This window comes from Campylobacter sp. JMF_11 EL3 (assembly GCF_027736965.1).
Lineage (GTDB): Bacteria > Campylobacterota > Campylobacteria > Campylobacterales > Campylobacteraceae > Campylobacter_B.
Genome location: NZ_JAOVTJ010000001.1, coordinates 99,872 through 124,901, shown reverse-complemented (window position 1 = coordinate 124,901; position 25,030 = coordinate 99,872). Strand labels below are relative to the sequence as shown.

The 25,030-nt window shown below is 41.1% G+C and carries 29 protein-coding genes; 15 read left to right on the top strand and 14 right to left on the bottom strand.

The window, feature by feature from the left end:
* Nucleotides 1-22: 22 nt before the first annotated feature.
* The 8 genes from glmU (at nt 23) to OFN67_RS00620 (ending at nt 8,050) form a co-directional block, all read left to right on the top strand.
* Nucleotides 23-1,324: a bifunctional UDP-N-acetylglucosamine diphosphorylase/glucosamine-1-phosphate N-acetyltransferase GlmU gene (gene glmU, locus OFN67_RS00655; RefSeq protein WP_270868320.1), complete on the top strand. Its 1,302-nt coding sequence runs from the start codon at nt 23-25 to the stop codon at nt 1,322-1,324.
* Entirely contained in the window at nt 1,317-2,498 is a 1,182-nt protein-coding gene (gene coaBC / locus OFN67_RS00650) for a bifunctional phosphopantothenoylcysteine decarboxylase/phosphopantothenate--cysteine ligase CoaBC (protein WP_270859075.1), read from the top strand. The genes glmU and coaBC overlap by 8 nt, the downstream gene beginning before the upstream one ends.
* A gap of 3 nt (nt 2,499-2,501) precedes the next feature.
* Nucleotides 2,502-3,179: a polyprenyl diphosphate synthase gene (gene uppS / locus OFN67_RS00645; RefSeq protein WP_270868321.1), complete on the top strand. Its 678-nt coding sequence runs from the start codon at nt 2,502-2,504 to the stop codon at nt 3,177-3,179.
* A 2-nt stretch (nt 3,180-3,181) separates the two neighbouring features.
* Entirely contained in the window at nt 3,182-4,324 is a 1,143-nt protein-coding gene (locus tag OFN67_RS00640; protein ID WP_270868322.1) for an acyltransferase, read from the top strand.
* Nucleotides 4,325-4,433: 109 nt separating this feature from the next.
* A complete protein-coding gene (locus OFN67_RS00635; RefSeq protein ID WP_270868323.1) occupies nt 4,434-5,186 on the top strand; it encodes a prepilin peptidase in 753 nt (250 codons plus the stop codon).
* Nucleotides 5,179-6,210, top strand: coding sequence for an LptF/LptG family permease (locus OFN67_RS00630; RefSeq protein ID WP_270868324.1), 1,032 nt, complete (start codon nt 5,179-5,181; stop codon nt 6,208-6,210). Before OFN67_RS00635 ends, OFN67_RS00630 begins: the two co-directional genes overlap by 8 nt.
* Before the next feature lies 1 nt (nt 6,211).
* The gene (gene truA, locus OFN67_RS00625) at nt 6,212-6,913 is read left to right on the top strand and encodes a tRNA pseudouridine(38-40) synthase TruA (protein ID WP_270868325.1); all 702 of its coding nucleotides are present in this window, start codon (nt 6,212-6,214) and stop codon (nt 6,911-6,913) included.
* Nucleotides 6,914-7,084: 171 nt separating this feature from the next.
* Entirely contained in the window at nt 7,085-8,050 is a 966-nt protein-coding gene (locus OFN67_RS00620; protein WP_270868326.1) for a hypothetical protein, read from the top strand.
* 263 nt (nt 8,051-8,313) lie between these two features.
* On the opposite strand, the gene OFN67_RS00615 is transcribed toward OFN67_RS00620, so the two are convergent.
* From OFN67_RS00615 to OFN67_RS00590, 6 genes are all read right to left on the bottom strand, one after another.
* Nucleotides 8,314-9,084 (bottom strand): energy transducer TonB, encoded by a 771-nt coding sequence (locus tag OFN67_RS00615; RefSeq protein ID WP_270868327.1) that lies wholly within the window; start codon nt 9,082-9,084, stop codon nt 8,314-8,316.
* Nucleotides 9,077-9,460 (bottom strand): TonB system transport protein ExbD, encoded by a 384-nt coding sequence (gene exbD / locus OFN67_RS00610; RefSeq protein ID WP_270868328.1) that lies wholly within the window; start codon nt 9,458-9,460, stop codon nt 9,077-9,079. The genes OFN67_RS00615 and exbD overlap by 8 nt, the downstream gene beginning before the upstream one ends.
* Before the next feature lies 1 nt (nt 9,461).
* A complete protein-coding gene (gene exbB / locus OFN67_RS00605; RefSeq protein ID WP_270859086.1) occupies nt 9,462-9,875 on the bottom strand; it encodes a TonB-system energizer ExbB in 414 nt (137 codons plus the stop codon).
* Between the two features lie 217 nt (nt 9,876-10,092).
* On the bottom strand, nt 10,093-10,668 hold the full coding sequence (locus OFN67_RS00600; protein WP_270868329.1) for a cytidylate kinase-like family protein: 576 nt from the start codon (nt 10,666-10,668) through the stop codon (nt 10,093-10,095).
* Between the two features lie 9 nt (nt 10,669-10,677).
* Complete coding sequence (locus tag OFN67_RS00595; protein ID WP_270868330.1) at nt 10,678-11,370, bottom strand: LrgB family protein; 693 nt, start codon at nt 11,368-11,370, stop codon at nt 10,678-10,680.
* Nucleotides 11,367-11,750: a CidA/LrgA family protein gene (locus tag OFN67_RS00590; protein ID WP_270861882.1), complete on the bottom strand. Its 384-nt coding sequence runs from the start codon at nt 11,748-11,750 to the stop codon at nt 11,367-11,369. The genes OFN67_RS00595 and OFN67_RS00590 overlap by 4 nt, the downstream gene beginning before the upstream one ends.
* Before the next feature lie 145 nt (nt 11,751-11,895).
* Between OFN67_RS00590 and OFN67_RS00585 the strand changes: the two genes are divergently transcribed.
* Nucleotides 11,896-13,083: an ammonia-forming cytochrome c nitrite reductase subunit c552 gene (locus OFN67_RS00585; protein WP_270868331.1), complete on the top strand. Its 1,188-nt coding sequence runs from the start codon at nt 11,896-11,898 to the stop codon at nt 13,081-13,083.
* Between the two features lie 74 nt (nt 13,084-13,157).
* On the opposite strand, the gene OFN67_RS00580 is transcribed toward OFN67_RS00585, so the two are convergent.
* The 8 genes from OFN67_RS00580 to OFN67_RS00545 form a co-directional block, all read right to left on the bottom strand.
* Nucleotides 13,158-13,397, bottom strand: a complete 240-nt coding sequence (locus OFN67_RS00580; RefSeq protein WP_270868332.1) for a hypothetical protein — start codon at nt 13,395-13,397, stop codon at nt 13,158-13,160.
* Complete coding sequence (locus tag OFN67_RS00575; protein WP_270868333.1) at nt 13,398-15,437, bottom strand: TRAP transporter permease; 2,040 nt, start codon at nt 15,435-15,437, stop codon at nt 13,398-13,400.
* Between the two features lie 8 nt (nt 15,438-15,445).
* Entirely contained in the window at nt 15,446-16,387 is a 942-nt protein-coding gene (locus tag OFN67_RS00570; protein ID WP_270868334.1) for a TAXI family TRAP transporter solute-binding subunit, read from the bottom strand.
* Nucleotides 16,388-16,461: 74 nt separating this feature from the next.
* Complete coding sequence (gene folP / locus OFN67_RS00565) at nt 16,462-17,598, bottom strand: dihydropteroate synthase (protein WP_270868335.1); 1,137 nt, start codon at nt 17,596-17,598, stop codon at nt 16,462-16,464.
* On the bottom strand, nt 17,598-18,215 hold the full coding sequence (locus tag OFN67_RS00560; RefSeq protein WP_270861888.1) for a DNA polymerase III subunit delta': 618 nt from the start codon (nt 18,213-18,215) through the stop codon (nt 17,598-17,600). The genes folP and OFN67_RS00560 overlap by 1 nt, the downstream gene beginning before the upstream one ends.
* Nucleotides 18,212-18,745, bottom strand: a complete 534-nt coding sequence (locus OFN67_RS00555; RefSeq protein ID WP_270868336.1) for a HobA family DNA replication regulator — start codon at nt 18,743-18,745, stop codon at nt 18,212-18,214. The genes OFN67_RS00560 and OFN67_RS00555 overlap by 4 nt, the downstream gene beginning before the upstream one ends.
* On the bottom strand, nt 18,745-19,950 hold the full coding sequence (locus tag OFN67_RS00550; RefSeq protein WP_270859097.1) for an aspartate kinase: 1,206 nt from the start codon (nt 19,948-19,950) through the stop codon (nt 18,745-18,747). The genes OFN67_RS00555 and OFN67_RS00550 overlap by 1 nt, the downstream gene beginning before the upstream one ends.
* Complete coding sequence (locus tag OFN67_RS00545) at nt 19,950-20,414, bottom strand: RNA pyrophosphohydrolase (RefSeq protein WP_270859098.1); 465 nt, start codon at nt 20,412-20,414, stop codon at nt 19,950-19,952. The genes OFN67_RS00550 and OFN67_RS00545 overlap by 1 nt, the downstream gene beginning before the upstream one ends.
* A 113-nt stretch (nt 20,415-20,527) precedes the next feature.
* Between OFN67_RS00545 and hemW the strand changes: the two genes are divergently transcribed.
* From hemW to OFN67_RS00520, 6 genes are read left to right on the top strand one after another with little or no spacing between them, the layout of a single operon-like run.
* On the top strand, nt 20,528-21,385 hold the full coding sequence (gene hemW / locus OFN67_RS00540) for a radical SAM family heme chaperone HemW (RefSeq protein ID WP_333720413.1): 858 nt from the start codon (nt 20,528-20,530) through the stop codon (nt 21,383-21,385).
* The gene (locus OFN67_RS08040) at nt 21,313-21,588 is read left to right on the top strand and encodes a hypothetical protein (RefSeq protein WP_333720412.1); all 276 of its coding nucleotides are present in this window, start codon (nt 21,313-21,315) and stop codon (nt 21,586-21,588) included. The genes hemW and OFN67_RS08040 overlap by 73 nt, the downstream gene beginning before the upstream one ends.
* A gap of 57 nt (nt 21,589-21,645) precedes the next feature.
* Nucleotides 21,646-22,158 (top strand): Sec-independent protein translocase protein TatB, encoded by a 513-nt coding sequence (tatB, locus tag OFN67_RS00535; RefSeq protein WP_270868338.1) that lies wholly within the window; start codon nt 21,646-21,648, stop codon nt 22,156-22,158.
* Between the two features lie 3 nt (nt 22,159-22,161).
* Complete coding sequence (tatC, locus tag OFN67_RS00530) at nt 22,162-22,950, top strand: twin-arginine translocase subunit TatC (protein ID WP_270868339.1); 789 nt, start codon at nt 22,162-22,164, stop codon at nt 22,948-22,950.
* The gene (gene queA / locus OFN67_RS00525; protein ID WP_270868340.1) at nt 22,950-23,966 is read left to right on the top strand and encodes a tRNA preQ1(34) S-adenosylmethionine ribosyltransferase-isomerase QueA; all 1,017 of its coding nucleotides are present in this window, start codon (nt 22,950-22,952) and stop codon (nt 23,964-23,966) included. The genes tatC and queA overlap by 1 nt, the downstream gene beginning before the upstream one ends.
* Nucleotides 23,963-25,012 (top strand): hypothetical protein, encoded by a 1,050-nt coding sequence (locus OFN67_RS00520; protein ID WP_270868341.1) that lies wholly within the window; start codon nt 23,963-23,965, stop codon nt 25,010-25,012. Before queA ends, OFN67_RS00520 begins: the two co-directional genes overlap by 4 nt.
* The last annotated feature ends 18 nt before the right edge of the window (nt 25,013-25,030 follow it).

The window sequence follows — 25,030 nt, the reverse complement described above, 5'->3', positions numbered from 1 at the left end:
ATTTTTATTTTTTAGGAAAATTATGAGTGAAATTTCAGTAGTAATTCTAGCCGCTGGTTTTGGCACGCGTATGAAGTCAGACCGCCCAAAAGTCCTATTTGAGCTTTGCGGAAAGTCGATGTTAAGCCATGTTTTAGAGCGCGCGTATGAGATTAGCGATGATGTGAGCGTGATTTTGCACTATCAATTTGATCGTGTGAAAGAGGCAGTTTTGAGTGAGTATCCAAACACCAAAATTTACAAACAAGACCACGAAAACTTCCCTGGCACCGCAGGCGCACTAAAAGATATCAAATTTGATAGCCAAAAAACTCTAATCGTATGTGGCGATATGCCATTAATCGACAGCGCAGATTTGCGCTCGCTTTGCAGTAGCGACGCAGATGTCGCCCTGAGCGTATTTAGCGCAAAAGATCCATTTGGATATGGCAGGGTTATCACAAAAGACAGCGAAATTTTAAAAATCGTCGAGCAAAAGGACGCTAGCGAGGAAGAAAAGCTAGTTTGCGACGCTAATGCTGGGTGCTACTGCTTCGATACAAAGGTGCTAAAAAAAATACTGCCTCAAATCACACCAAACAACGCCCAAAAAGAGTATTACCTCACAGATAGCATAAAAATCGCCAAGGATATGGGGCTAAAATGCTCTGCCGTGTGGGTTGATGAGCAAAATTTCATGGGTATAAATGATAAATTTGCGCTAAGCGTGGCTGAGGAAATCATGCAAAATCGCATAAAAGAGCGCTTGATGAAAGCTGGCGTGCTAATGCGCCTTCCTAGCACGATTTATATCGATTGCAGGGCGAAATTTATCGGCGAGTGCGAGTTGCAAGAAAATGTCAGTATCATCGGCGAGTGCGTGATCGAAAACTCTATAATCAAAAGTTCAAGCGTAGTCGAAAGCTCACTTATCAAAAATTCCGACCTTGGCCCTATGGCGCACATACGCCCAAAATGCGAGATTGTGGGCACTCATATCGGAAATTTCGTCGAGCTAAAAAACGCAAAAGTAAATAATATCAAAGCAGGCCATTTAAGCTATCTTGGAGATTGCGAGATTAGTAGTGGCACAAATATCGGCTGCGGCACGATTACTTGCAATTATGACGGCAAGAAAAAATACAAAACCATAATCGGAAAAAATGTCTTCGTAGGCTCTGATACGCAGTTCGTAGCCCCAGTTAAAATAGGCGATGATGTCATCATAGCAGCGGGCTCAACTATCGTCTCAGATGTCCCAAACGGCGCACTAGCGATAGCTAGATCAAAACAAACAAACAAAGCTGAATTTTTCTATAAATTTTTTAGGAGCAACAATGAGTAAGAAGAAAATTTTACTAGCAGTTTGTGGAAGCATTAGTTTTTATAAAGCGTTTGAAATTCTCTCTGCGCTTAAAAAGGCAAATTTCGATGTTTATGTCGCACTTAGCGAGGGTGCGAGCGAGTTTGTGAGCTATAAGGCTTTCGAGGCTTTGTGCGATCACCCTGTGCTATGCAGTGGCAACGAAGACTGGCAAAAAGGGGTAAATCACATAAACTACTCAAAAGTAGATTTAGTCTTAATCGCTCCTGCTACGGCAAATACGATAAACAAGCTTGCTTGGGGAGTTTGCGATAATGTATTTTTACAAACCATAAACGCAGCCTTCGCCAAAGCCAAGGTCGTAATCGCACCAGCAGCCAATCCTGCGCTACTTGAAAACAACATAACCCAAAACTGCATTGAAATTTTAAAAAGCAATGTCAAAGCTTTGTTTGTCGAGCCAATCGAAAAAATGCTAGCTTGTGGCGAAAAGGGCAAAGGCGGCCTTGCGACCACAGAGGCGATACTTCAAACCGTAAAACGCGCAATCCATAAGGATAAATTTTGGGAAGGCAAAAATGTCGTCATCACAGGCGGTCCAACAACCGAGAAAATCGACAATATCCGCGGAATTACAAATTTTTCTAGCGGAAAAACATCAAAGGCAATCGCGGACGCATTTTATTATCTAGGCGCAAATGTAACGCTGATTTCGAGCGTGGATTATCCAAATTTGCCTTACAAACTTACGATTTTTGAGAGCACAATCGGTCTAAAATCAGCCCTTGATAGCACGAAATTCCCTGATGGCTCATACCTGATAATGGCAGCAGCTGTTAGCGACTACACTCCAAAAGTCCGCTACAAAGGCAAGGTCAAAAAGACAGAAATCGGCGATGTGTGGAACCTGCGCCTTGGCAAGACCGATGATATCCTAAGCTCAGTGCATGCAAATATAAAAAAAATCGGCTTCAAGCTCGAAACCGACAAAGAAACCGCACTAAACGAAGCAAAACGCATGCTAGATGAGAAAAATCTCGACGCAGTGTGCCTAAATACGCTAGATGATGTGGTAAAACTAGGTGGCGATGTCACGAGAATCACGCTTTTGACAAACGATTTTATTACCGAGCTAGACACTGCGAGCAAAGATGAAATCGCGCTAAAACTAGCAAACGAACTTAAAAAAATCTAAATCGTGAATCAATTAAACCATTTAGCGATCATTATGGACGGCAATGGGCGCTGGGCTAAAAAACGCGCCCTATTGCGCACTGGCGGGCACGAAGTGGGCGCACAGGTCGTGCAGAGTGTCTGCGAATTTTGCATAAACGAAAAAATCCCAAATCTAACTCTTTACGCATTTAGCACCGAAAACTGGAAGCGACCAAAAAGCGAAGTTGAGTTTTTGATGAAGCTTTTGGCGAAATTTTTGGTTGATAAAAAAGAGAGTTTTTTGGCAAATGGGATAAATTTTAAAGCCGTCGGCGATATAGCGAAATTTAGCGATGATTTGAAAAGTAAAATTTATGATTTGCAAAATTTTACGCAAAATTGTGCGAATTTAAATCTAAATTTGGCGATAAATTACGGCGCGCGTGATGAAATCGTGCGAGCGTGTCGCGAAATTTCACGCTCTGGGAGCGAATTTAGCGAGAGCGAAATTTCAGCACACCTAGATACCGTGCGCAGTGGCGATGTGGATTTGCTAATCCGCACAGGTGGCGAAAAGCGCATTTCAAATTTTTTGCTTTGGCAGGCAAGTTACGCCGAATTTGCATTTAGCGATACTTTGTGGCCAGAATTTTCTAACGAAGAATTGTCGCAAATCATCAGCGAATTTAAAAACAAAAACCGAAGATTTGGTGGTTTGTGATAATGCAAAATAATAAAAATCCACAAAATTCGCAAGATATAAAAATTATTTCTAGAACTTCACAAACAAACAGCATTTCTGACACGCGCGCACACACACCGCAAAGGGTTTTTTATCCTGATTTTTTAAGAGTTATTGCGATTTTTGCGGTTATTGTTTTGCATGTAGCCTCATCGCAATGGGGGATTTCTAGTGATACTTACGAGTGGCAAATTTTCAATTTATATAATGGCTTAGTTCGCTGGTGTGTGCCGGTTTTTGTCATGGTTAGCGGTATGTTTTTACTTGATTTTAGGCGATATAGTGAAAGTGTGAGCGAAAATTTAGCTAGAATTTTAAAGAAAAATATATTTCGCATGATTATTGTTCTGATTTTTTGGAGCATTATTTACGCTTTTAGTTTTGATATTTCGAAATTTGCGCTGAATTTTTTTGCTTCTGTATTTCGCCCTAGTTGTTATCATTTATGGTTTTTGTATCTCATCATCGGACTTTATATTTTAGCTCCATTTTTGCAGGTTTTGGTGCGAAATTTAAGCAAAAAAGATTTTGAAATTTTACTTATCGTTTTAATAATTTTTGGTCCATGTTTTGAGTTTTTAAATGTCTTTATGAGATATTTTTTAGACAAAGAAATTTATTTTCCAATGCCAGAATTTAATGGCTATATTTTGTATTTTTTAGCTGGATTTTATTTTGCAAATTTTAAAATTTCAAATGCTACAAAAAAGCAAATTTACATTTTTGCAATCATTTTTTTAGTTGTTTCAATTGCGCTCAATTCGACTTTTGCTATTAATGACGAGCTTTCTCGCTATGGCACACAATACTTTTATAGCAACAAAATCGTAAAACTCAACACAGCACTAGTAACCTTTGCTATTTTTATTTATGCAAAAGATTTTTTTGGAAAATACCAATTTAGCGATAAATTTTACAAATTTACAACCAAGCTTTCAGCACTAAGTTTTGGGATTTACCTAATCCACCCTGCAATTTTAAGTATTTTACACAAATTTCACATCACTTCAACCACGCTAAATCCGATAATAATGATTCCACTTTTAAGCTTGGCAGTTTTTGTGATTTCTGCACTTTTGGCGTTTATACTCTCAAAAATTCCTATTTTACGAAAAGTGGTCTGAAAAATTTTAAGCCTAAATTTGCAAATTCACTCCCGAATTTGCCCAAAATTTAGCCAAAAAATTGTAAAATAGCCGTTTGCAAAATTTATCAATTTAATAATGGATTTTTATGGAATACTACCTTTATATGGCGATTTTCGCCCTTTTTGGCATCTGTGTCGGCTCATTTAGCAATGTCTTAATCCACAGGCTTCCGCGTGGCGAGAGTATCAACTTCCCTGCTTCGCACTGCCCTAAATGCGGCACTCCGCTGAAATTTTACCACAATGTCCCGCTGTTTTCGTGGCTGTTTTTGGGCGGAAAATGCGCATTTTGCAAGGAAAAAATCTCTATCCGCTATCCCATAGTGGAATTTCTAGCTGGTGCGCTAGCCGCGAGCGCGTATATCTGCGAGCCAGATATCATCAAAGCCGCCATTTTAGCGCTACTTTTCATACTTTTGCTAGCGCTTTCGGCAATCGATTTCGAGTTCAAGGCCGTGCCAGATAGCCTGCTTTTCACAGCTACTGCACTTAGCCTAGTCTATCCTTTGCTTTATGATTTTGACATTAGCTTGCTGTATCCAGCCGCTGGGTATGGGCTAGCGTTTTTCGCGCTTCGCCTTATCATCACAAAGGTCTTAAAGCGCGAAGCCATGGGCTCAGCCGATATTTTTATCGCCATAATCATCGGCGCGATTTTGGGCTGGAAGCTAGGCGGAATCGCGATTTATATCGGCGCGATTTTGACCCTGCCAGCATACGCAATCGCCAACAAAAAAGGCTACGAACTGCCGTTTGTGCCGTTTTTATCAGCCGGACTTTTGCTTACGATTTTATTCAAAGCTCAAATTTTAGAGCTTTTGGAAATGATTTATGGATAGAGTTCAAAAATACCTATTTAGCAACTTCATAAGCTCGTTTGCATCGCTATTTAGCACGCTTTTTATCATTATGTCGATTGTGTTTTTCTTGCAGATTGCGCGCATTACCTCTTTTATCGAGATAAATTTGATAGAGCTAATCAAACTCTACCTTTTTATGCTACCGCGAATTCTCATTTTCACCGTGCCGATTGCCTTTTTTGTCGCCCTTAGCATGGCGCTTTTCCGCCTTTCGAAAGAAAACGAGACAATCGTGCTTTTTACTATCGGTTATGTTACGCGCAAAATCGCTGTGTTTTTCGGCGTGATTGCGGCGATTTTTTCGGTTCTTTTGCTCTTTATTTCGCTTGTGATGATGCCAATCGCCGAAAATCTCAAAGACAATTTCATCGACTACAAAAAAGTCAGCGCCACGCTAAATATCAAAGCTAGCGAATTTGGGCAGAAATTTTCGGAGTGGATGGTTTTCATCGAGGGTGAAGACGAGGGCGAAAACGGCAAAATTTATAAAAATTTAGTATTTTACAACCACGGCAAAAAAGGTGAAGATGAGCGCATAATCATCGCCAAAAAAGGCGAGTTTGTAAGCGAAAATCAAAGCTTCTCCGCACTTTTGCATGATGGCAAAATCTACACCGTGGATAGCGACGAGTGGCATATTACTGAGTTTAACGAGCTTATCATACGCACACTTTCTAAGAGCAATATCCGCACAGGGAGCGATGTGCTAGGATACTGGCGCGAAATGCGCAAAAACGACAAACGCAAAAAAGATTTCAGCATTTATGTGCTTGTTTCGCTATTTCCGCTAGCAAGCGTGCTTTTTGCGCTAAGCTTTGGAATCGTAACTTACCGCTACGAAAAGGGCTTTATTTACGCTGGGATTTTCGGGGTGCTTTTTAGCTATTTTGCGCTGATTATGATACTGGCCAAACGCCCACAAATCGCCATTAGCGTGACATTTTTGCTGACATTTATCCTATCTTGGATTTATTATAACTTCAAAATCAAACCGCGATATTAAAATGCAAAATTTACTTCTTACCTACGCTTACAACGGCGCGCGATTTTGTGGCTCGCAGTCCCAGCCACATGGTCGTAGCGTCGAGGACGCGCTCAAAATCGCGCTAGGCAGGGTCGGGATTTTTGGCGCGCTCACCACTAGCTCTCGCACAGACAAGGGCGTGCATGCCCTGCGCCAAACAAGCACCGTAAAATGCGAACTCTACCAAAGCCTGCCACGCCTTAAAGAGCTCATCAATCGCCACTGCGCGCCATACATTTTCGTGCGCGACCTGCGCGTGGTAAGCGATGAATTTCACCCAAGATACAGCGCGAAAGCTAGGGCGTATCGATACATCATCAACCATGGCGAATTTAACCCATTTCTAAGCGATTTTCAAATTTTTATGCCCAAATTTGAAATTGAAAAGCTAAATTTGATTCTTGCGAAATTTATCGGCGAACACGATTTTAGCGAGTTTATGAAGGTGGGAAGCGAGATAAAAAGCCCTGTTCGTGAAATTTTCGTAGCGCGCGCGTATTCGCACGGAAATCTCAGCGTGGTAAATTTCGTCGCAAACGGCTTTTTGCGCGCGCAAGTGCGATTAATGCTAGCAAACGCCCTTGCCTCGCTCAAATCAAATCGCCCCATAGACCTCTCCTGCGCCCTCACCCGCATACCAGCCCCACCAAATGGACTTTATCTCTCAAATGTGATTTACTAAATTTAAGAATTACCTTTAAATTTGCAAATTTGAATTTATTTGTTGCTTAAATTTTAGAATTCAAAAGTAAGTTTAAATTTGTGAATTTGATAAATTCGGTATCACAGATACTGACCAAATTTAAAAAAATTCGTATCGTGAATAAACGATACGACCTGAAAGGAAAAATTTATGGTTTTATTTTATATTATTTTAATTTCGCCTGTGCTGATAGCTATGGCGATATGGTTTGCTTTGGCCAGATTTATACGCGGTAAAATTCCAGAAAAGTTTGCTAAAACTCAAACAACCTTTAAGATATTTTCGATTATCGTGCTTGGTTTGATACCGACTTATGACATTATTATTACAAATATTTTGGGGGCATATTATTGCAAAACTATGCCAAAGAGTTTTGTAAAAGAAAAGATTGAGTATCCAGCGAGTATTTATTATGATACTGAGCCGTTAAATAGCACTGAATTTTATGCAAATAGCGATTACTATTTAGACGGCATTAAAGTCAAATCTCTCGGTTTAAATGGAAAAGACGGGAAAATTTATATCTATTATTTTGATACAAATTCGAGTGAATTTGAAAATTTAAAAACTATAAAAAACGATTTAAATGCTTTCAAAGCATTAGAAAAAGAAAAACACGATATTTATGTTGCCACCAGATTTAAGGGCGATGTGGATTATTTAGGAGACCCTAGCGTCGATAAAGCCTATGATGATTGGAAAAATATAGAAAAGCAACACGATAATTTATATGACAAATATGATAAATTAAAAAAAGAGTTAATGAAGCTAGAAATAACTACAAAAGATAAAATTCCAAAATTTGATTACACAGCGAAAAAAGAAGAAATTAACCTTAACAAATTAGCTTCTAAATTTTTTAAAGCGATTAAATATACTATAACGAATAATAAAACAAACGAGATAATTTTTTATACCGAAAATTATTATAAGGGCTTATATAATTTAGTTCCAAACATAGCCGATAGCTCCAAATACGATATGGAAGATACTTTTTGTGGTTGCAAAAATATGGAAGTTGGTGTTAAATTTTTAGATATTAAATGCTTAGTTAAAACAAACATTAATAAAAGGAGAAATCTAATGAATACATTAATTAGCATCGTAGCATCGTAGGGTTGGCATCCTTGCCCACAAAAAAAAGATAAAATAATTTAATAATCATTTAAATAAAGCTTCTTTGCTTTGCAAAGCTTTACTTATAATAACATAAAAATCAATCGTAAATTTAATCTCGTAGATTGCTTCGCTTTCTGCGAAAGCTCGCAATGACAATGGCTGGCAAATTTTCCTTAATCTGTCATTGCGAGCGAGTGAAACGAGCGTGGCAATCTACAAATTCAAAATTTAAAGTCGCTAAATTTGCAAAATTTTAAATTTTATTTCAGCACAAAACGCACATTTACGACAAAAGTTCGCGCGCTTGTCGTGGGCGGAAATTTCGATTTCGTGCGCTCTATCGCCTTCAAAACAGCCTCATCGAGCGCCTCCACACCAGAGCTAGCCGTGATCTTTGCGCCCTGCACCGCGCCACCTGGCAAATACGAAAACTCCGCCTTTACCACGCCGGTTTGCTTACGCATTTTCGCGCTTTTTGGGTAGTTTTTTTGCGCGTAGGCTGCGATGATTTTTTGTATCACGCCACCGATATTATCGCTCTTGGCGTTGCCTTGTATGTTTGCCATGCCCGCTTTTGGTGCGCCTGCGCTAGCATTAGTTTGGGCTAAATTTGGCAAATTTGCGCCTGTTTTATTGCTATCGAAATTCTTTTTTACAGCCTTTTCTTTTGCGATTTTTTTTGGTTTTGGTTTTGGTTTTGGTTTTGGCTCAGGTTTAGGGAGCGGTTCGGGCGCAGGCGCAGGCTCTGGCTCGGGCTCTGGGGCAGGTTCAGGCGCAGGTTCTGGCTCAGGCTCAGGCTCGGGTTTTGTTTCAGGGACAGGTTCTGGGGCAGGTTCAGGCTGTGAATTTTGCTCGGCTAAATTTTCCACATTTTCGGGCGCAGTATCACTCAAAGCGACGAAATTTTCGATTCTAATCACGCTTAACGCCTCATCTTGCATCAAATTTGGCGCCCTGAAATTCGCAAAAGCGTAGCAAAGCAAAGCTATATGCAAAACGAGCGAAGTAAAAAATCCGATTGCACTATTCATCTTTTTTCGTCACAATTGCGAAATTTTCGTGATTTAGCTCTTTTAGGGCGTCCATTACGACAACAAATGCTTCAAATTTAGAGTTTTTGTCGTTTTCTAAAACCACCAAATCATGCTTTTGCAAATGCTCTAAATTTGACTTCAAAGCCTCGCTATCCACGGCGATATCATCGATGAAAATTTGCGAGTGCTCGTCGATTTTAATGGTGATTTTCTTCTCTTCGCTAGGCTTTGTTGCACTCTTTGCGCTTGGGAGATCCACCTTAATAAGCCCTTGTGCGATAAATGTCGAAACGCTAAGCGTGATCGCTAGCAAAACCAGCATAATATCGATAAATGGGACGATATTTAGCCCCTCTTTCCTAGGTAGTCGCATTTTAGCCCTCGTAGCGATTGAGCATGACATCGACTTTGCGCAAAAAGCAGTTGTAAATCATCAGCGTAGGCACAGCGACCAAAAGCCCCAGCGCAGTGGCTTTGAGCGCGAGAGAGAGGCCTTGCATGATAGCCTTTGCGTCGATATTGGCACTAGCACCCATGTCATAAAATGTAATCATAATGCCAGCCACAGTGCCCAAAAGCCCGATATACGGGGCGTTAGAATACACGATATAAAGCGCAGTGAGATTTTTGCTCAGTGCCTCCTCATACAGCGCCTTGCTTTTGTAGTCTTTTGGCGATACTCTTCTGTAAAACAGCACCCGCTCTATGCTAAACCAAACGACCAAAAAGCTCATAAAAACCAAAATAGAAATAATTATATAATCAATATAGTCTTTTAGAAAATCCATAAATTTCCCCCGTGGATAAAATTTGTAAATTTTGCTTATCAAAAATACAGTGATTTTGAAAATAGCGAAAAATCGGGGTATTTTAACGAAATTTAGAATATAAGTCAATAACTTTTATCAATATCAATCAATTTTGAAAGCAAAATTTTTAATAAATTCTCTCAAAATTGATTGTATAAAATTTTATACTACGCGCTATAAGTTTTGAAAATTTAAATCATTTTGCGCCCAAATTTTCTTTAAATTTAATCAAATTTTCCACGATTTGCGCCGCGCCATCGACACCGCAAAACGATGTATTTATGCAGATATCATAGTTTTGCGACGCGCCCCAAATTTCGTTCGTGTAATACCTATGAAAGCTCGCTCTGCCAGCGTCTGAGTTTTCCATAAACTCCCTGACATCGCCCTTAGTTTCGCTAGCAAGGCGAGCGAGCTTAAACTCGTCCTCCGCGCGCAAAAACACACGCAGCAAATCCCCTCTACTGCGCAAAAAATACCCAGCGCAACGCCCCAAAATTATGATATTTCCGTCATGTGCGATTTGGCGATAAATTTTGGCTATGCGTTCGCGCTTCTCTTCGTTTGCGATTTCGTTGTGCGAAATGGCGTGCAAGAGCATATTTATGGGCATTTCGTTGTAGAATTCATACATCATCTCAAAGCACCCCAAAGAATCAGCTCGTTTGAGCAAATCCGCCTTTTCGAGGTAAGTGTATCCTAGCCTAGCTGCCAATTTTTGGGCTAGTTCGCGCCCACCTGCCCCTGTTTGTCTAGCGATTGTGATTACCATAAAATTTCCTTAAATGAAGTTTGCAAAAATACTGGCCCCAACCACGGTAAAAAGCCCAGTTACAGCCATCGCCAAAGACGCCATTGCGCCCTCGATATCTCCGATTTCAAGGGCTTTTGCTGTCCCCATAGCATGGCTTGCGCACCCAAGCGCAATGCCCTTTGCTACGGATTTTTTTATACGAAATAGCCTTAAAATCGCCTCTCCAAATATATTTCCTAAAATCCCTGTTGCTATTATGCACGACATGGTCAAATTTACGATTCCGCCCAAACTCTCGCTAATACCCATGCCAATGGGCGCGGTTACGGATTTGGGTAGCAGTGTCACATAGAGCGCATGGTCTATGCCAAAAATCAAAGCCAGCGCGTAAATACTGCAAGTCCCAGCCAGCACGCCCGCAAACAGCCCCGCAAAAATCGCAACGAAATTTTTGCGCAAGAGCGAGAGTTGCTCATATAATGGCACCGCCAAACACACCGTAATCGGCGTGAGAAAAAAGCTCACATGCGCGGCGCTGGCGTTAAATTTATCGTATGGGATATCCACTAGCACGAGGGTTAAGACCGTCAAAATCGTCCCCACCAAAAGCGGGTTGAAAATCGCTAGTTTGAAGCGTTTTTTCAGATAAATTCCAGCCTGAAACGAAATCAAACACAAAAAAACGCCAAAAAACGCCGAATTTATAAGTATCTCTCTCATTTTTCGTCCTCGTAGAGCTTTTTGCGCTCTTTTTCTAGCGTTTTTTCGTAATAAATCTGCGTTACAAATCCGCTAGCACCCATTACCAAAATCGTAGAAATCACCACAATCACGATTATCGCCCAAAAATTCGCCATCAAAACATCGCCAGCTACGATGATAGCAGCCCCTGCTGGGATAAAAATCACAGGCATTATCTGCATGAAAAACGACGCGCTCTCCCTGATTTGCGAGATTTTAACCACCCTAAAAATCAAAGCCAAAAGCATAAGTATCAGCCCGTAAATACTAGCTGGTATGCTAAGCGGGATAAGTTTGGATAAAATTTCAGCGCACAGAGAAATTCCTAAAATAATGCTAAATTGCTCTAAAAATTTCAAATTTCAACCTCCAAAAATTCGTCGAAATTTAGCGTAATTCGGATAAATAAAATATTAAATTTATCTAAAAAGTGTAATTTGACTAATATAAAATTTTAAGAATTCTTTTGCTAGAATAGCCTAAATTTCGATTTGGAGGGAGATTATGAGGTTTAAATTTTTAGGGCTTTTGGGACTAGGTTTCTCATTTTTGTTTGCCGCCGAGGCTGATTTCGCTGATCCAAATGTCTGTGCCACCTGCCACAGCGATGTGCATGAAGCATGGGTCAAATCCCTACACGCGCTATCACACGAGGATTCTAACGAACTTTACAAAAAATCAATTTCATTAATCGCCAAAGAAACGGGAAATTTAGAAGAGAGTCTAACGCTATCATGCGGTCAATGCCACAACGCAAAAATGAAAATCAAAGAGCTAGATGTATCGATGAGCGTGGCGCTGTCGCTTGATCTTGGCGAGAAAGACAAGGTCAAAGAATTTACCAAAAGCGAAGATGTCAAAAACGGCATTTCGTGCTACATTTGCCACAATGTCGATAAAATCAAACCAGACCAAAGCGATCCGAGTATCTCTGGATACAAAAGCTTCTCGTGGAGTGAGGATTATGTGACTGGCCCATACGATGTGAGCGAGGCTGACGCGCTGTATCACCAAAGCCAAAAACGAGATTTTTTCCAAAACAACGACGAGCTTTGCAACTCTTGCCACCAAGGACAAGGCGGCAAATCTAAGCTTTCGATTTATAACACACAAGCTGAGGGCGCAGGCGTGCAAAACGCCAAACTTTGCGTGGATTGCCACATGGGCAAATCGACCAAAAAAATCATCGCCCCTGGCGCACCTAGGGAGGGTGCGGTTATCAGAGATATCAGATCTCACTTTTTCAACGGCGCGCGCAACTCAGATATCCTAAAAGAGGCGATTGAGCTTAGATTTAATCGCTTAGGCGGCGACAAAGCGGTGATAAATTTAAAAAATTTAACCACTCACAAGGTTCCGACAGGATTTAGCGGGCGTTCGGTTGAAGTGCATGTCAGATTTAAAGACAGGCTCGGTAAAATTTTATCAACGCAAAATTTAGGCGCGCTTCGTGCGATCTATACAGACAGCAAAGGCGATGAAACCCTATCGTATGCCGCAAAAACTTTGAAGGAAGATACGAGATTAAACGCTGGGGAGAGCAGAGAATTTAGCGTAACTATGCCACAAAACACCTACACCGTCGATGTCAAAATCGTCTATTATGTCCTAGCGCCACAGCTTCAAAACCTGCTCAAAGTCAAGGACGAAAGCTTCACCAAGCCTTATGAAATCATAGAAATAACTTTCTAACTCTGCTTTAAAAAGCACAATGGGGTCAAATTTGACCCCATTTTTAAATTTTAAAATTCACAAAAATATCAAATTCACCCGAGTGTGATTTTGATACCCAAAGCCCTGCAAACCATATCAAAAATTTCGATATCTAAATTTGGATTATATTCATCAAGTATAGCAAACACCTCTGCTCTCATATCCTCGCTATGACCTGGGTGCGCCTCGTCGTAGAGGGCCTCAACCAAATCAACAAGGCTAAAATTATCGATATTTTTCTGCCTCATTGCAGTTTTTAACTGCTTTGAAATTTGCCATTTGAAATTTTTCATTTAAGCTTGCTTGCCCTCTGGTTTTGCGAACCACTGCCACGCAAAAATCCCCACATAAATCGCCAAAGCAGCCCCATAGCAGATATATTCGCTACTGATGAAATCGAAATATCTCACGCACATATTTGGCACGAGCATTAGTGGCACGACGCATAGTAGCAGCACGCGCTCTAAGGCGTTGCATTTTTTCACAAACCAGCCTTGAAGCACGGAGCTAAACGCAAACATACCAATGAGCGCGCTAGCAAAAATAAGCGCGATTTGGGCGGGATCTGAGATCCATGTAATGCCCTTTGGATCCATTGGGGTTGTGATTGACTCGATTAAAAGAAGTTTGTTGTTGAAAAAAAACGCAAACGGCAAAATCGCTGTTCGCAAATCATAAATAAATCCCTGCACGCCCACGATTACAGGGTTTGCCTTTGCAATACCTGCGGCGGCATACGCTGCAATTCCCACAGGCGGAGTATCATCGGCTAAAATTCCGAAATAAAACACAAACAAATGCACCGCAATCGCAGGCACAAGCAAATCATTTCTATCAGCTAAAATCAAAATCACAGGCGCAATTAGGCTTGAAACCACGATATAATTCGCCGTAGTCGGAAGCCCCATGCCTAAAATCAGGCTCATTATCGCCGTCATTAGCAAAATCAACAAAATATTATCCCCAGCCACAGCCTCGACTAAATCAGATAGCACAGCTCCTAGACCAGTTAGCGAAATAGAGCCGATGATGACACCAGCTAACGCAGTTGCAACTGCGACTGTTACCATGTTTTTCGACGCTGCGACCATAGCCCAAAAAATATCGCTAAAACCTTGGATAAAATCTTGCCTTAGAATTTGCTCTTTGTAGATTAGTTTGCGAACTGGCTCTTGCAAAACCATTATGATAAATAGCACGCCAATCGCATTAAACGCCGCTGCAAAGGCACTTTGCTTCAAAATTAAAAGTGTGTATAAAAGCACCATAATCGGAATTAAAAAGTGAATTCCGCTCAAAATTAGTTTTAGTTTTGAAACTCTTTTGTAGTTTGAATTTCCTTTAAGCCCTAGCTTACAGCTCTCTAAATGCACGATAAAAAATAGCCCCGCATAGCACGCAAACGCAGGAATTAGCGCAGCAATCATAATGTGCGTGTATTCCATACCCAAAAACTGCGCGATGATAAAGGCGGCCGCGCCCATGATAGGTGGCATGAGTTGGCCATTTACGCCAGCTGCGACCTCGATTGCGCCTGCTTTGACTGGGCTAAGTCCTGCTTTTTTCATAAGCGGAATCGTAAAGGTTCCCACGGTAACGACATTTGCAGTCGAGCTTCCGCTAACCATGCCAGTTAGCCCACTAGCAATAACGCTAGCCTTAGCTGGTCCGCCACGAAATCTACCCAAAAGCGCAAACGCTACATTTATGAAATACTGCCCCGCACCAGCGCGCTCTAAAAGCGAACCAAAAAGCACAAATAGATAAATATAATTTGTGCTAACCCCCACAGGCACGCCAAAAACGCCCTCTGTGGTAAGAAACATGTGGCCAGCTAGCTTTTCGATACTTGCGCCGCGGTGCGCGATGACATCTGGCATATACTGACCAAAATAGCAATACAGCAAAAATAAAAATGCAATTATCGGAAGCGCTAGACCCATCATACGGCGCCCAGCTTCGAATAAAACAAAAATTCCTAAAAACGCAATTACTACATCTCTTTGCAAATAATCGCCTGGTCTTTGCGCAATCCCGTAAAAATCAATCGCAGGATAAAGTATCGCAAATGTGCCAACAGCCAGCAAAATATAATCATAAAATGGTATGTAAAAATGCGCCTTAGAGTGCGAACGAGCAGGAAAAAGAGCGAAAATGATAAAAATCGCAAAACCTAAGTGGATAGATCTAGCGCGCGTGCCATTTATCGGAAAATACGCGATATAAAGCTGAAAAACAGCCCACGCAAAGCACACTAGCGTCACAAGCCAAAATAGCTTTTTCGACGAAAATTCTCTACTTTTTACCTCTAATACCTGCTCGTCTTTTTTCATCTACTGCCTTATTTTAAAATTCCAGCTTCTTTAAATACCGCCTCAGCCGCTGGGTGAAGTGGTGCGCTAAGACCTTCGATCAGGGATTCTTTGCTAACCAAATTTAGCGCAGGGTGGAGCTGTTTATACTCGTCAAAATTATCTAAAATAGCCTTTACGATTGCTCTTACAGCTGTATCGCTCTCACTCTCATCAGCGACTAACACAGCCTTTACGCCAATCGTCGTAGTATCGTAATCAATCCCCTCGTAAAGCCCTTTTGGAATCACGCCTTTTGCGAAATATGGGTATTTTTCTACGATTTTATCAGCTGTGGCTTCATCGATACCAACCAAATCAACGCTCATAGATGTCGCTACATCGATGATATTTGCAGTTGGGTGTCCCACCATAAAGAAATATCCGTCGATTTTCTTATCTTTTAGCGCCATTGGGCACTCTTGCACGGTTAGCACGCTTCGTTGCGCCATTTTAGCTAAATCAATGCCGTATTCATTAAAAATCAAAGTGCTTGTTACTTCGTTTCCGCTACCTGGATTTCCTAAATTTATCTTTTTGCCATCTATGTCAGCATAAGCCTTGATTCCGCTATCGCGTGCGACTACAAACGCCAAAAGCTCAGGATAAATCGAAATAACTGAGCGAAGTTTGTTGTTTGGCTCGCCCTCGAATTTGCCCTTGCCATTGTATTTGTCATAAACGACATCGCTTTGAACGAAGCCGAAATTTAGCTCTTTTTTAAGGACATTATTGACATTGTATGTCGAACCGCCTGTGGATTGAACTGAGCATTTAAAATTTTTATCGGTATTTACAAGGCGACAAATCGCAGTGCCCACAGGATAGTAAGTCCCTGTCATTCCACCTGTGCCGATATTGATAAATTCTTTCGCACTCAAACTACCTGCAAACATCGCTAACGCAGCGACACCAACACAAATTTTTCTCATATTCCCTCCTTGTGAAATTTAAGCTGATAAGTATTGCTAAATTTGGATAAAATTCTAATAAAATTTAGCCATTTTCACAACAAAATTTTATCATAAGCCGATTTTAAATCCAGCATTTGCCTGTGTTCTTTCACATCATGCACCCTGATGATACTTGCGCCATTTTGCGCTGCCATCAAATGCAAATACAAAGACCCGGGCAATCTCTCTTCCACGCTTGATTTATGGTAAAAATCAATAACGCTTTTTCTGCTAGCCCCCACCAAAAGCGGTTTTTCGTGGTGCAAAAAATGCTCTAAATTTTTGATTAAAATCAAATTTTGCTCAGCCGTTTTGCCAAAGCCAATCCCCACATCCAAAATCACATCTTCCACGCCAAGCTGGACGATTTGCGCCAAATTTCGCGCGAAAAATTCATCAATCTCGCCAAGCAAATCATCGTAATGTGGCGAGTTTTGCATATTTTGGGGCGAGTTTTGCATGTGCATTAGGCAGTATTTCGCGCCGTAATTTTTGATAACACTGATTAAATTTAAATTTGCGCTAATATCGTTTATAAGGCTAAATCCGTGATCTAGCGCGAAACGGGCGCAGTATTCATCAAAGCTATCAAGGCTAAATTTGACCTTTTTGTGTAAATTTTGCCTATAAATTTCGCTTATTACGCCATTTATGCGCGCAAACTCTTCCTTCCCGCCACAATACACGCTCCCTGGCTTCGAGCTAACCCCGCCAATGTCGATATAATCGGCTCCATCTTCAATCATCTTTTCGATTTTTGCGATTGCTTCGGTTAAATTTTGGGTGCGAGAAGCGGGATTGAAACTATCGAAATTTAGATTTAAAACCCCCATAATCTCGCAAATTTTGGGTTTTTTGAAATTTGCCCCCAAAAACTGCGCCAAATTTTTTAGCCCAAAATCCTGCACTTTCTCTTTTTTTGACAAAATTTCAACCTGCTTATCGTTTGCAATCAAAAGCGCGTCTGAGTTTGCCCCGCCTGTGATCACATGCTCAGCCGTTACGAGCTCTGCGCCTATGCTAAGGGCATCTTGCTTTAAGATATTTGCCGCAGGGGTGCGCAAATCTTTGATATAAAAAAAGTTCAAATTTGATTTTTTGCGCATAATTTTCGCACCCTCTTTTGTGCAATTAATGCGCGCGCAAAGTGCCATAAAATCGGCACTATTTGAAATTTTAAAAATTTTCATTATTTGCCTTTGATTATCAAAAATAGCGGTGGCAATACAGCGTGGGATTTGGCGTTATGTTCGACGAGATAGACGAGCTTGTTTATGTGTTCTAGCTCGGCTTGGCTAAATTTAATCCCAGCTTCGAAGCACTCGATGACAAGTTGCATGACAAGCGATTTTAGGGCGAATTTATCGAGCGAGCCAACGCGTTCTTTGTTTATGCACTCGTTAATAAACGCATCAATCTGCCTCAAATCGATTTTTCGCAAATTTAGCCCCGTGCGCTCGCGCTTTTTCTCGCCAAGCAAATTTTGCACCATTAGCCTAGATCTAATCGTCGGCAATAAAAGCGTAATCGAAGGCGCAACGAGGAAAAATATGGTATTGCGCGGTGGCTCTTCTAGGATTTTTAAAAGCGCGTTTTGCGCCTCGTCGCGAAATTTAACCGCGCTAATTACGATGATTTTGTTCTCTACCTCGGCGATATAGGCCTCGTCGATTATCTTTCTAGCTTCGTCGATTTTGAGCTCATCGCTTTCGAAAAAGCGCAAATTTTTAGGGGAAAATTCAGATAGAATTTTTGCTTTAAAACCCGCATAATCGTTCGTTATAAAAATTTGATTAATGAGTTTCAAAGCACAACTTCACCAAAAAGCACCGCGTCGATACTTTTGTTTAAAATTTTAAAGAGTTGAAGCAGTTTGATATCTAGGCTCTCATCATTTTCGCTTAGCTGAAAGCTGTTTGGCAATGCCTCGTCGATGAGCCACAAATAGCTGTCCTCATGGCTTTTGGCTATTTTGGCATAAGCGTGATCACCCCTGCCTATGTAAAAATAAATGAAGCCGTTGCTAAATGAGAGCGAGAGCATATCATTTAGCAAAGCGACCTGTTCTTGGGAGGTAATCTCTTGGTTATAAAGCGATGAAAACTTGAAAAATGGCAGAAGCGGTCTGGTGTTTTTGCTATCGTTTATCTTGCTGACGATATATTCGCCAAACCACCTTCTCTCATCATCGCACATCACCACAAACGAATACCCGCTATATAGCAGACGCATTTTTGTCGCTAATAGCGGTATCCAGTGCTCTTTGCGATTTTCGAGCCACTCCATATCTCGCTCGTTTTGCAGAGTTTTAGCGCTCCAAGTGTATAAATCTTGCATTATTTATCCAAATTATATGCTTTATGCAAGGCTCTAACTGCTAGCTCGCCGTATTTTTCAGCCACAATCATCGAAATTTTAATCTCGCTAGTTGAGATCATTTGGATATTGATACCCTCGGCTGCTAGTGTGCGAAACGCTAGCGAAGCGATACCACTGTGGCTTTTCATACCCACACCCACGATTGAGACTTTTACGACCTCGTTATCGCTTTCGATTACGCATTTTGGATTAGAAATTACTGAGCGCATGATTTCTAAGGCTGGTTCCATTTCGTTTTGTGGAATCGTAAAGCCTAAATTTGTCGCTCCGTCAATGCCGATATTTTGGACTATCATATCTACATTTATCTCTTTTTGCGCCAAAGATGAAAAAATCTCAGCCGCAACGCCCGGTCTATCATCTACGCCTCTGATTGTGATTCTTGCTTGATTTCTATCTAATGCTATTCCGCTGATTACTGCGTCTTCCATATTTTCTTCTCCTGTTATTAGTGTTCCTTGGTTGTTATTAAAACTACTTCTAGTTACCAAATTTACTTTAAGCTTTTTGGCTAACTCTACGCTACGATTTTGCAAAACCTTAGCCCCCATGCTAGCTAACTCTAACATCTCTTCGTAGCTGATTTTATCGAGTTTTTTAGCCTTTGGTTCGATGCGTGGATCTGTGGTATAAACCCCATCGACATCAGTGTAGATTTCGCATGTATCAGCATTTATCGCCCCAGCTATCGCCACAGCAGATAAATCGCTTCCACCTCTGCCAAGAGTAGTGATATCGCCCTCTTCGGTAATGCCTTGAAATCCCGCTACTACGACGATTTTACCCTCTTTTATGGCTTTATTCATATTAGTCGGATCGATAAAGCTAATGCGAGCTTTGGTGTGCATTGTATCGGTTACGATACCAGCCTGTCTGCCAGAAAACGCCACCGCAGGGTAGCCTTTCGCATTTAGCGCAAGGGCTAAAAGCGCGCTAGTAACCCTCTCGCCAGCACTTAGCATCATATCCATTTCGCGAGTGTTTAGATCTTTTGTAAAATACTCTCCATATTCGACCAATCTATTTGTAACGCCACTCATCGCAGATACAACTACGACTAAATCATGGCCTTCGTTTTTAGTCTTTATCACGCGCTCGGCAACCGCTTCTATGCGCTCTAATGTGCCTACGCTAGTGCCACCGTATTTTTGAACTATAAGCATTAAAGGTATCCCTCCTCTTTAAAATATTTTAAAACAAGCGCATAAATCGGCTTTTTGAAGTGATTTACATGCTTTAAAACTTGATTTGCATTTACAAATTTAAAATCATCAAATTCAGGCTTATGCGTTTTGATATCAAGCCCTTTTAGGCTTTTTAATCTTAGTAAAAAATACTTTTGCATTTGCCCGTCCCATGGGCGCATTTTTTGCGCCACAGCCTCCGGAAAATCGTAGCTGTGCCACTGCGGACACTCGGCTATGATATCGACATCATCTGTGCCTATCTCTTCTTTTAGCTCGCGTAAAATCGCCATTTTTGGCGTCTCGCCCTTGTCGATACCGCCTTGGGGAAACTGCCAAGCCCCGCGTATATCACTGCGCTGGGCGATAAGCACATCACAACTAAACGGATACGAAGGCGCAAGCACGATAGCCGCGACATTTGGTCTGTAATTTTTCTCCATATTAGCTCTTTGAAAAAAATTTGCAAAATATTAGCGAAAATAGGTATAAATTTGGCTAAAATTCAAAGAATTTTTGCTAAATTTCGCCCTTTAAATTTGGCTAGGAAGAAATTTTGCATATTTATATTCATATCCCGTTTTGCACTTCAAAGTGCCCGTATTGCGCATTTGGCTCACGCATGGACGCATTTAAATTAGCTAAAAACTACTTTGACGCGCTGGATTTAGAAATTTCAAATTTCATTAAAAAAAATAAAAATTTCAAAATTTCAACCCTTTTTATCGGCGGCGGCACGCCAAGTATGGTATCGGCGCAGTATTATGAAAAGATTTTTGAAAAACTCTCGCCAAATTTTGCCCCAGACGCCGAGATTACAACCGAGGCAAACCCAAATTCTGCCAAGCCCAAATGGATAGAGCAAATGCGAAAATTTGGCGTAAATCGCATAAGTTTTGGCGCGCAAAGTTTCAATGATGAAAAACTCAAATTTCTAGGTCGCACGCACGGAAAAAATGAAATTTTCGAAGCCGTGGATAACGCCAAAAACACAGGAATTTCAAATATAAATTTGGATTTGATTTATGCTAGCAAATTTGATGATAAGCAAAATTTAGAATTTGAGCTTGCGCAGTTTGCGCGCGCGAGGGTTTCGCATCTAAGCGCATACGCCCTTACATTGGAGCCTGGCACGCCGTTTTTTGGGCGCGCGCAGAGTTTGCCAAAGATGATGAAAATTTGGCTAAATTTTTCTTTGCAAAAGCTAGCGAGCTTGGCTTTACGCAATACGAAATTTCAAATTTCGCCCAGCCTGGCAGGCGTTGCGCGCACAATGTGGCGTATTGGAGTGGCGAGGATTACGCTGGATTTGGCGCGCACGCTGTGGGCACGAGCGGATTTGTGCGATACAGTGGCGCAGGCAGTATCGAGGAATACATACAAAACCCGCTTGCAAAAAGCGTGGAAAATTTAAGCTTAGAGGATAAAATTTTGGAGAAAATTTTCCTTGGATTTCGCTCGTTTTTGGGCGTGAGGGCCGAAATTTTGCGCGAAAGAGAGCTTAAAAACGCCCAAATTTTAAGCGCAGAGGGCAAGCTGGATTTCAAAAACGGCGTTTTTTACAATCCAAATTTCTTGCTAGCCGACGAAATCGCCCTATTTGTGAGCGAGCATTAAATTTAAGATTAATGAAGTTTTAGCTAAAATACGCAATCTTTTTGTTTAGGAATTTTAATGTTTGGTATCAGTTTCCCTGAAATTACGATAATTTTAATTGTCGCAGTCATCGCCCTAGGCCCTGAAAAGCTCCCTAGCGCGCTAGTTGAGATTGCAAAATACTTCAAAGTCATCAAAAAATCAATCAACGACGCAAAGGCCACTTTCGACCAAGAAGTCCGCATAGCCGAGCTCAAAGAGGACGCCAAAAAATACAAAGAAAGCATTAGCAAAACCACAGAAACCATGCGCAAAAAGCTTACCTTCGAGGAGCTTGACGAGATAAAAAGCGGGCTAAATTCTGTCAAAGATACGCTAAATGCAGGGCTAAGCGATATAGAAAGCTCTGTTAATACCACGCTAAATGAAGCGGAAAATTCGCTAAATTCTAAGCAAAATTCTACGCAAAATTTAGCGCAAAATTCTACGCCAAATTCGGCGCAAGCGCAGACGCAGCCACAATCAGAGGCGCAGCCAGAAGCGCACCCGCAGGCGCAAAATTCAAATCCAACACAAAATTCAAAAGAGTAAAATATGTTCGAAGAGTTAAAACCACACCTTGCCGAGCTTCGCAAACGCCTAGTTATCTGCGTAATCACGGTAATTCTTATGTTTGTCGTATGCTTTAATTATTGGGAAATAATCTTAGATTTTATGAAAGCCCCACTCGTCAAAGTCCTTCCAGATGACGGCAAAGTCGTATTTACCCAACTTGGCGAAACCTTTTTTACAGCGATGAAGGTTTCGTTTTTTACCTCGCTTTTGCTCTCTATGCCGATAATTTTCTGGCAAGCGTGGCTTTTCGTCGCCCCAGGGCTGTATGATAACGAAAAAAAATATGTAATTCCATTTGTGCTAAGCGCTAGTGTGATGTTTTTTTTAGGGGCTGCGTTTTGTTATTATTTCGTAATTCCAGTTGCGTTTTACTTTTTGATAAATTTTGGTGGGGCAGACTATGCTGCAATGCTTGCAATAGGGCAATATGTCGGGTTTTTCACAAAATTAGTTGTGGCTTTTGGCATTAGTTTTGAGCTTCCAGTAGTTACATTTTTCCTAGCCAAACTAGGGCTTATCACAAACAAAAGCTTGACCGATTTTTTCCGCTTTGCGATCGTTATAATCTTCGTTTTTGCAGCGATTATGACACCGCCTGATGTTTTGAGCCAATTTATGTTAGCTGGTCCGCTAATCGTGCTTTACGCCCTTTCAATCCTCATCGCAAAAATGATAAATCCATACAAAGCCGACGATGATGACGAGGACGAGGCAGACGAGGACGAAGAGAGCGAGAAAAGCGCACAAGGCGCAGTAAAAGAGGCGTAATGGATCTAAATTTAGTAGATAGCTATGATTACCACCTGCCACCAAATTTAATCGCAAACGCCCCACTAATGCCAAAAGAGAGCGCAAGGCTTTTGGTTTATGAGAGAGAAAAAAATAAAATTTCACACCTTAAATTTGGCGATTTGGCCGAAATTTTGCCACCTTGCGAGATTATCTTTAACGATACCAAGGTCATAAAAGCGCGAATTTTCGGAGCTAAATCAAGCGGCGGCAAGATTGAGCTTTTGCTAAATTCGCCGTTAAATGATAATAAATTTAGCGCATATATCAGAGGGCGAGTAAGCGTGGGTAGCGAGCTAATCTTTGATAAAAATTTGCGCGCGCGGGTCGTAGAGTGCTGTGAAGACGGGCTTAGAGTGGTGGAGTTTAGCCGTGATAATCGCGCGCTTGGCACACACGAAATTTTCGCTCTCACTGATGAAATCGGCCATGTCCCGCTACCGCCATATATCAAGCGCGAAGACACCAAAGACGATGAGAGCTGGTATCAAAGCATTTTCGCGCGCGAGGCAGGGGCTGTGGCGGCTCCGACTGCGAGCCTGCATTTTAGCAAGGAAATGCTACGCGCGCTTAGAGCAAATCACGGGATTTACTACATTACCCTGCATGTGGGCGCTGGGACATTTAAGCCGGTTGAGGCAAGGGATTTAAGAGAGCATAAAATGCACTCCGAATTTTACAGCATTGCGCAAGATACGGCTGATATTTTAAAAAGCGATAAAAAAATTTTAGGTGTAGGCACCACGGTTACTAGAACCGTGGAAAATTTCGCACGAAATGGCGCGAGATGTGGGGCTTGCGAGCTGTTTTTGCACCCAAATAATCCGCCTATTAGGCAAAATTATCTGCTTACAAATTTTCACTTACCAAAATCTACTTTAATTATGCTGGTTGCTAGCTTCATCGGCCTTGAAAAGACCCTTGAAATTTACCGCGAAGCAGTGGAGCAAAAGTATAGATTTTATTCTTATGGCGACGGGATGATAATACTATGATTAAAGATTACGCGTTACTTGGGATTTTAGGGCTTTTGGCATTAGTTTTGGTGTATAGAATCGTATTTCGCAAGGCACTTAGGCGCAGAGCGTATAAGGGCGATATTTTCCCTAAAAAAGAGCCGGTCGAAATAAAACCTGTAAAAAAGAAAATTATCCCAATAAATCAAGTCGATATCTTAAAGCCGCTTAAATTTCAAAGTGAAATTTTATTCGAAGAGTGTAGCAGATACGATAGCTCGGTCTTTATCAAATTCCCGCCAGACGCGCCACGCTATTATGACGGATATGTGATAAATCTCTCAAATGCGATTTACCATATCTGCCTATTTTTCTTGCAAAATGTCAAAGACCCTACCCTTATAAAAATCGTATTTTCCGTGCGAGATGATAAGCCAGGTCTATCAAGGATGCAACTCTTAGTCGATATCAGCGTCAAAAAAGAGATCCGCACCACATATATCCACAACCTAAAAACCGCCCTCATAAGCGGTAAAGTCATAAACGACCCATACATTTCCAAAGCCAAACAAAGCATAGGCGATGTCGGCAAAATCGCGGAGCTAAGCAATGATAATGGCGGAACCCATATCAAATTGCACGCTCAATGCTCGTATTTGGAGCAAGAAAACAGACTAAGGGCCAAAAAATACAATTATCAAATTTTAATCGCACACAAAGATAAAGAAATTTTCGATGATTTGAAGGATTTTTTAGATAGCACGGGTTGCAATGTAGTGCCAAACAACACCTGGGAAAATCTCAAAACACACCTAGCAGACCGCATTTACAAGGCTGATATCGTGCTAATTGATAGCGAGATTTTGCGCACAGACTCAACTGCGATTGCTTATTTAAATTTAATCGACAAAGAAGAGGCACATTTCGTATTTTTGCGCAAAAATGCAAATTCGCAAAAAGCATTAAATGATTTGAAATTTAACTTTTTCAAACTAGATATGCCGTATTTCCACGATGAAATTTACGCTATTTTGGATCTAGTAAAACAGCTAAAAATAGATAAAGACTTTTTGAAAGTAGAGTAAAAAAGAGAAAAAAAATAG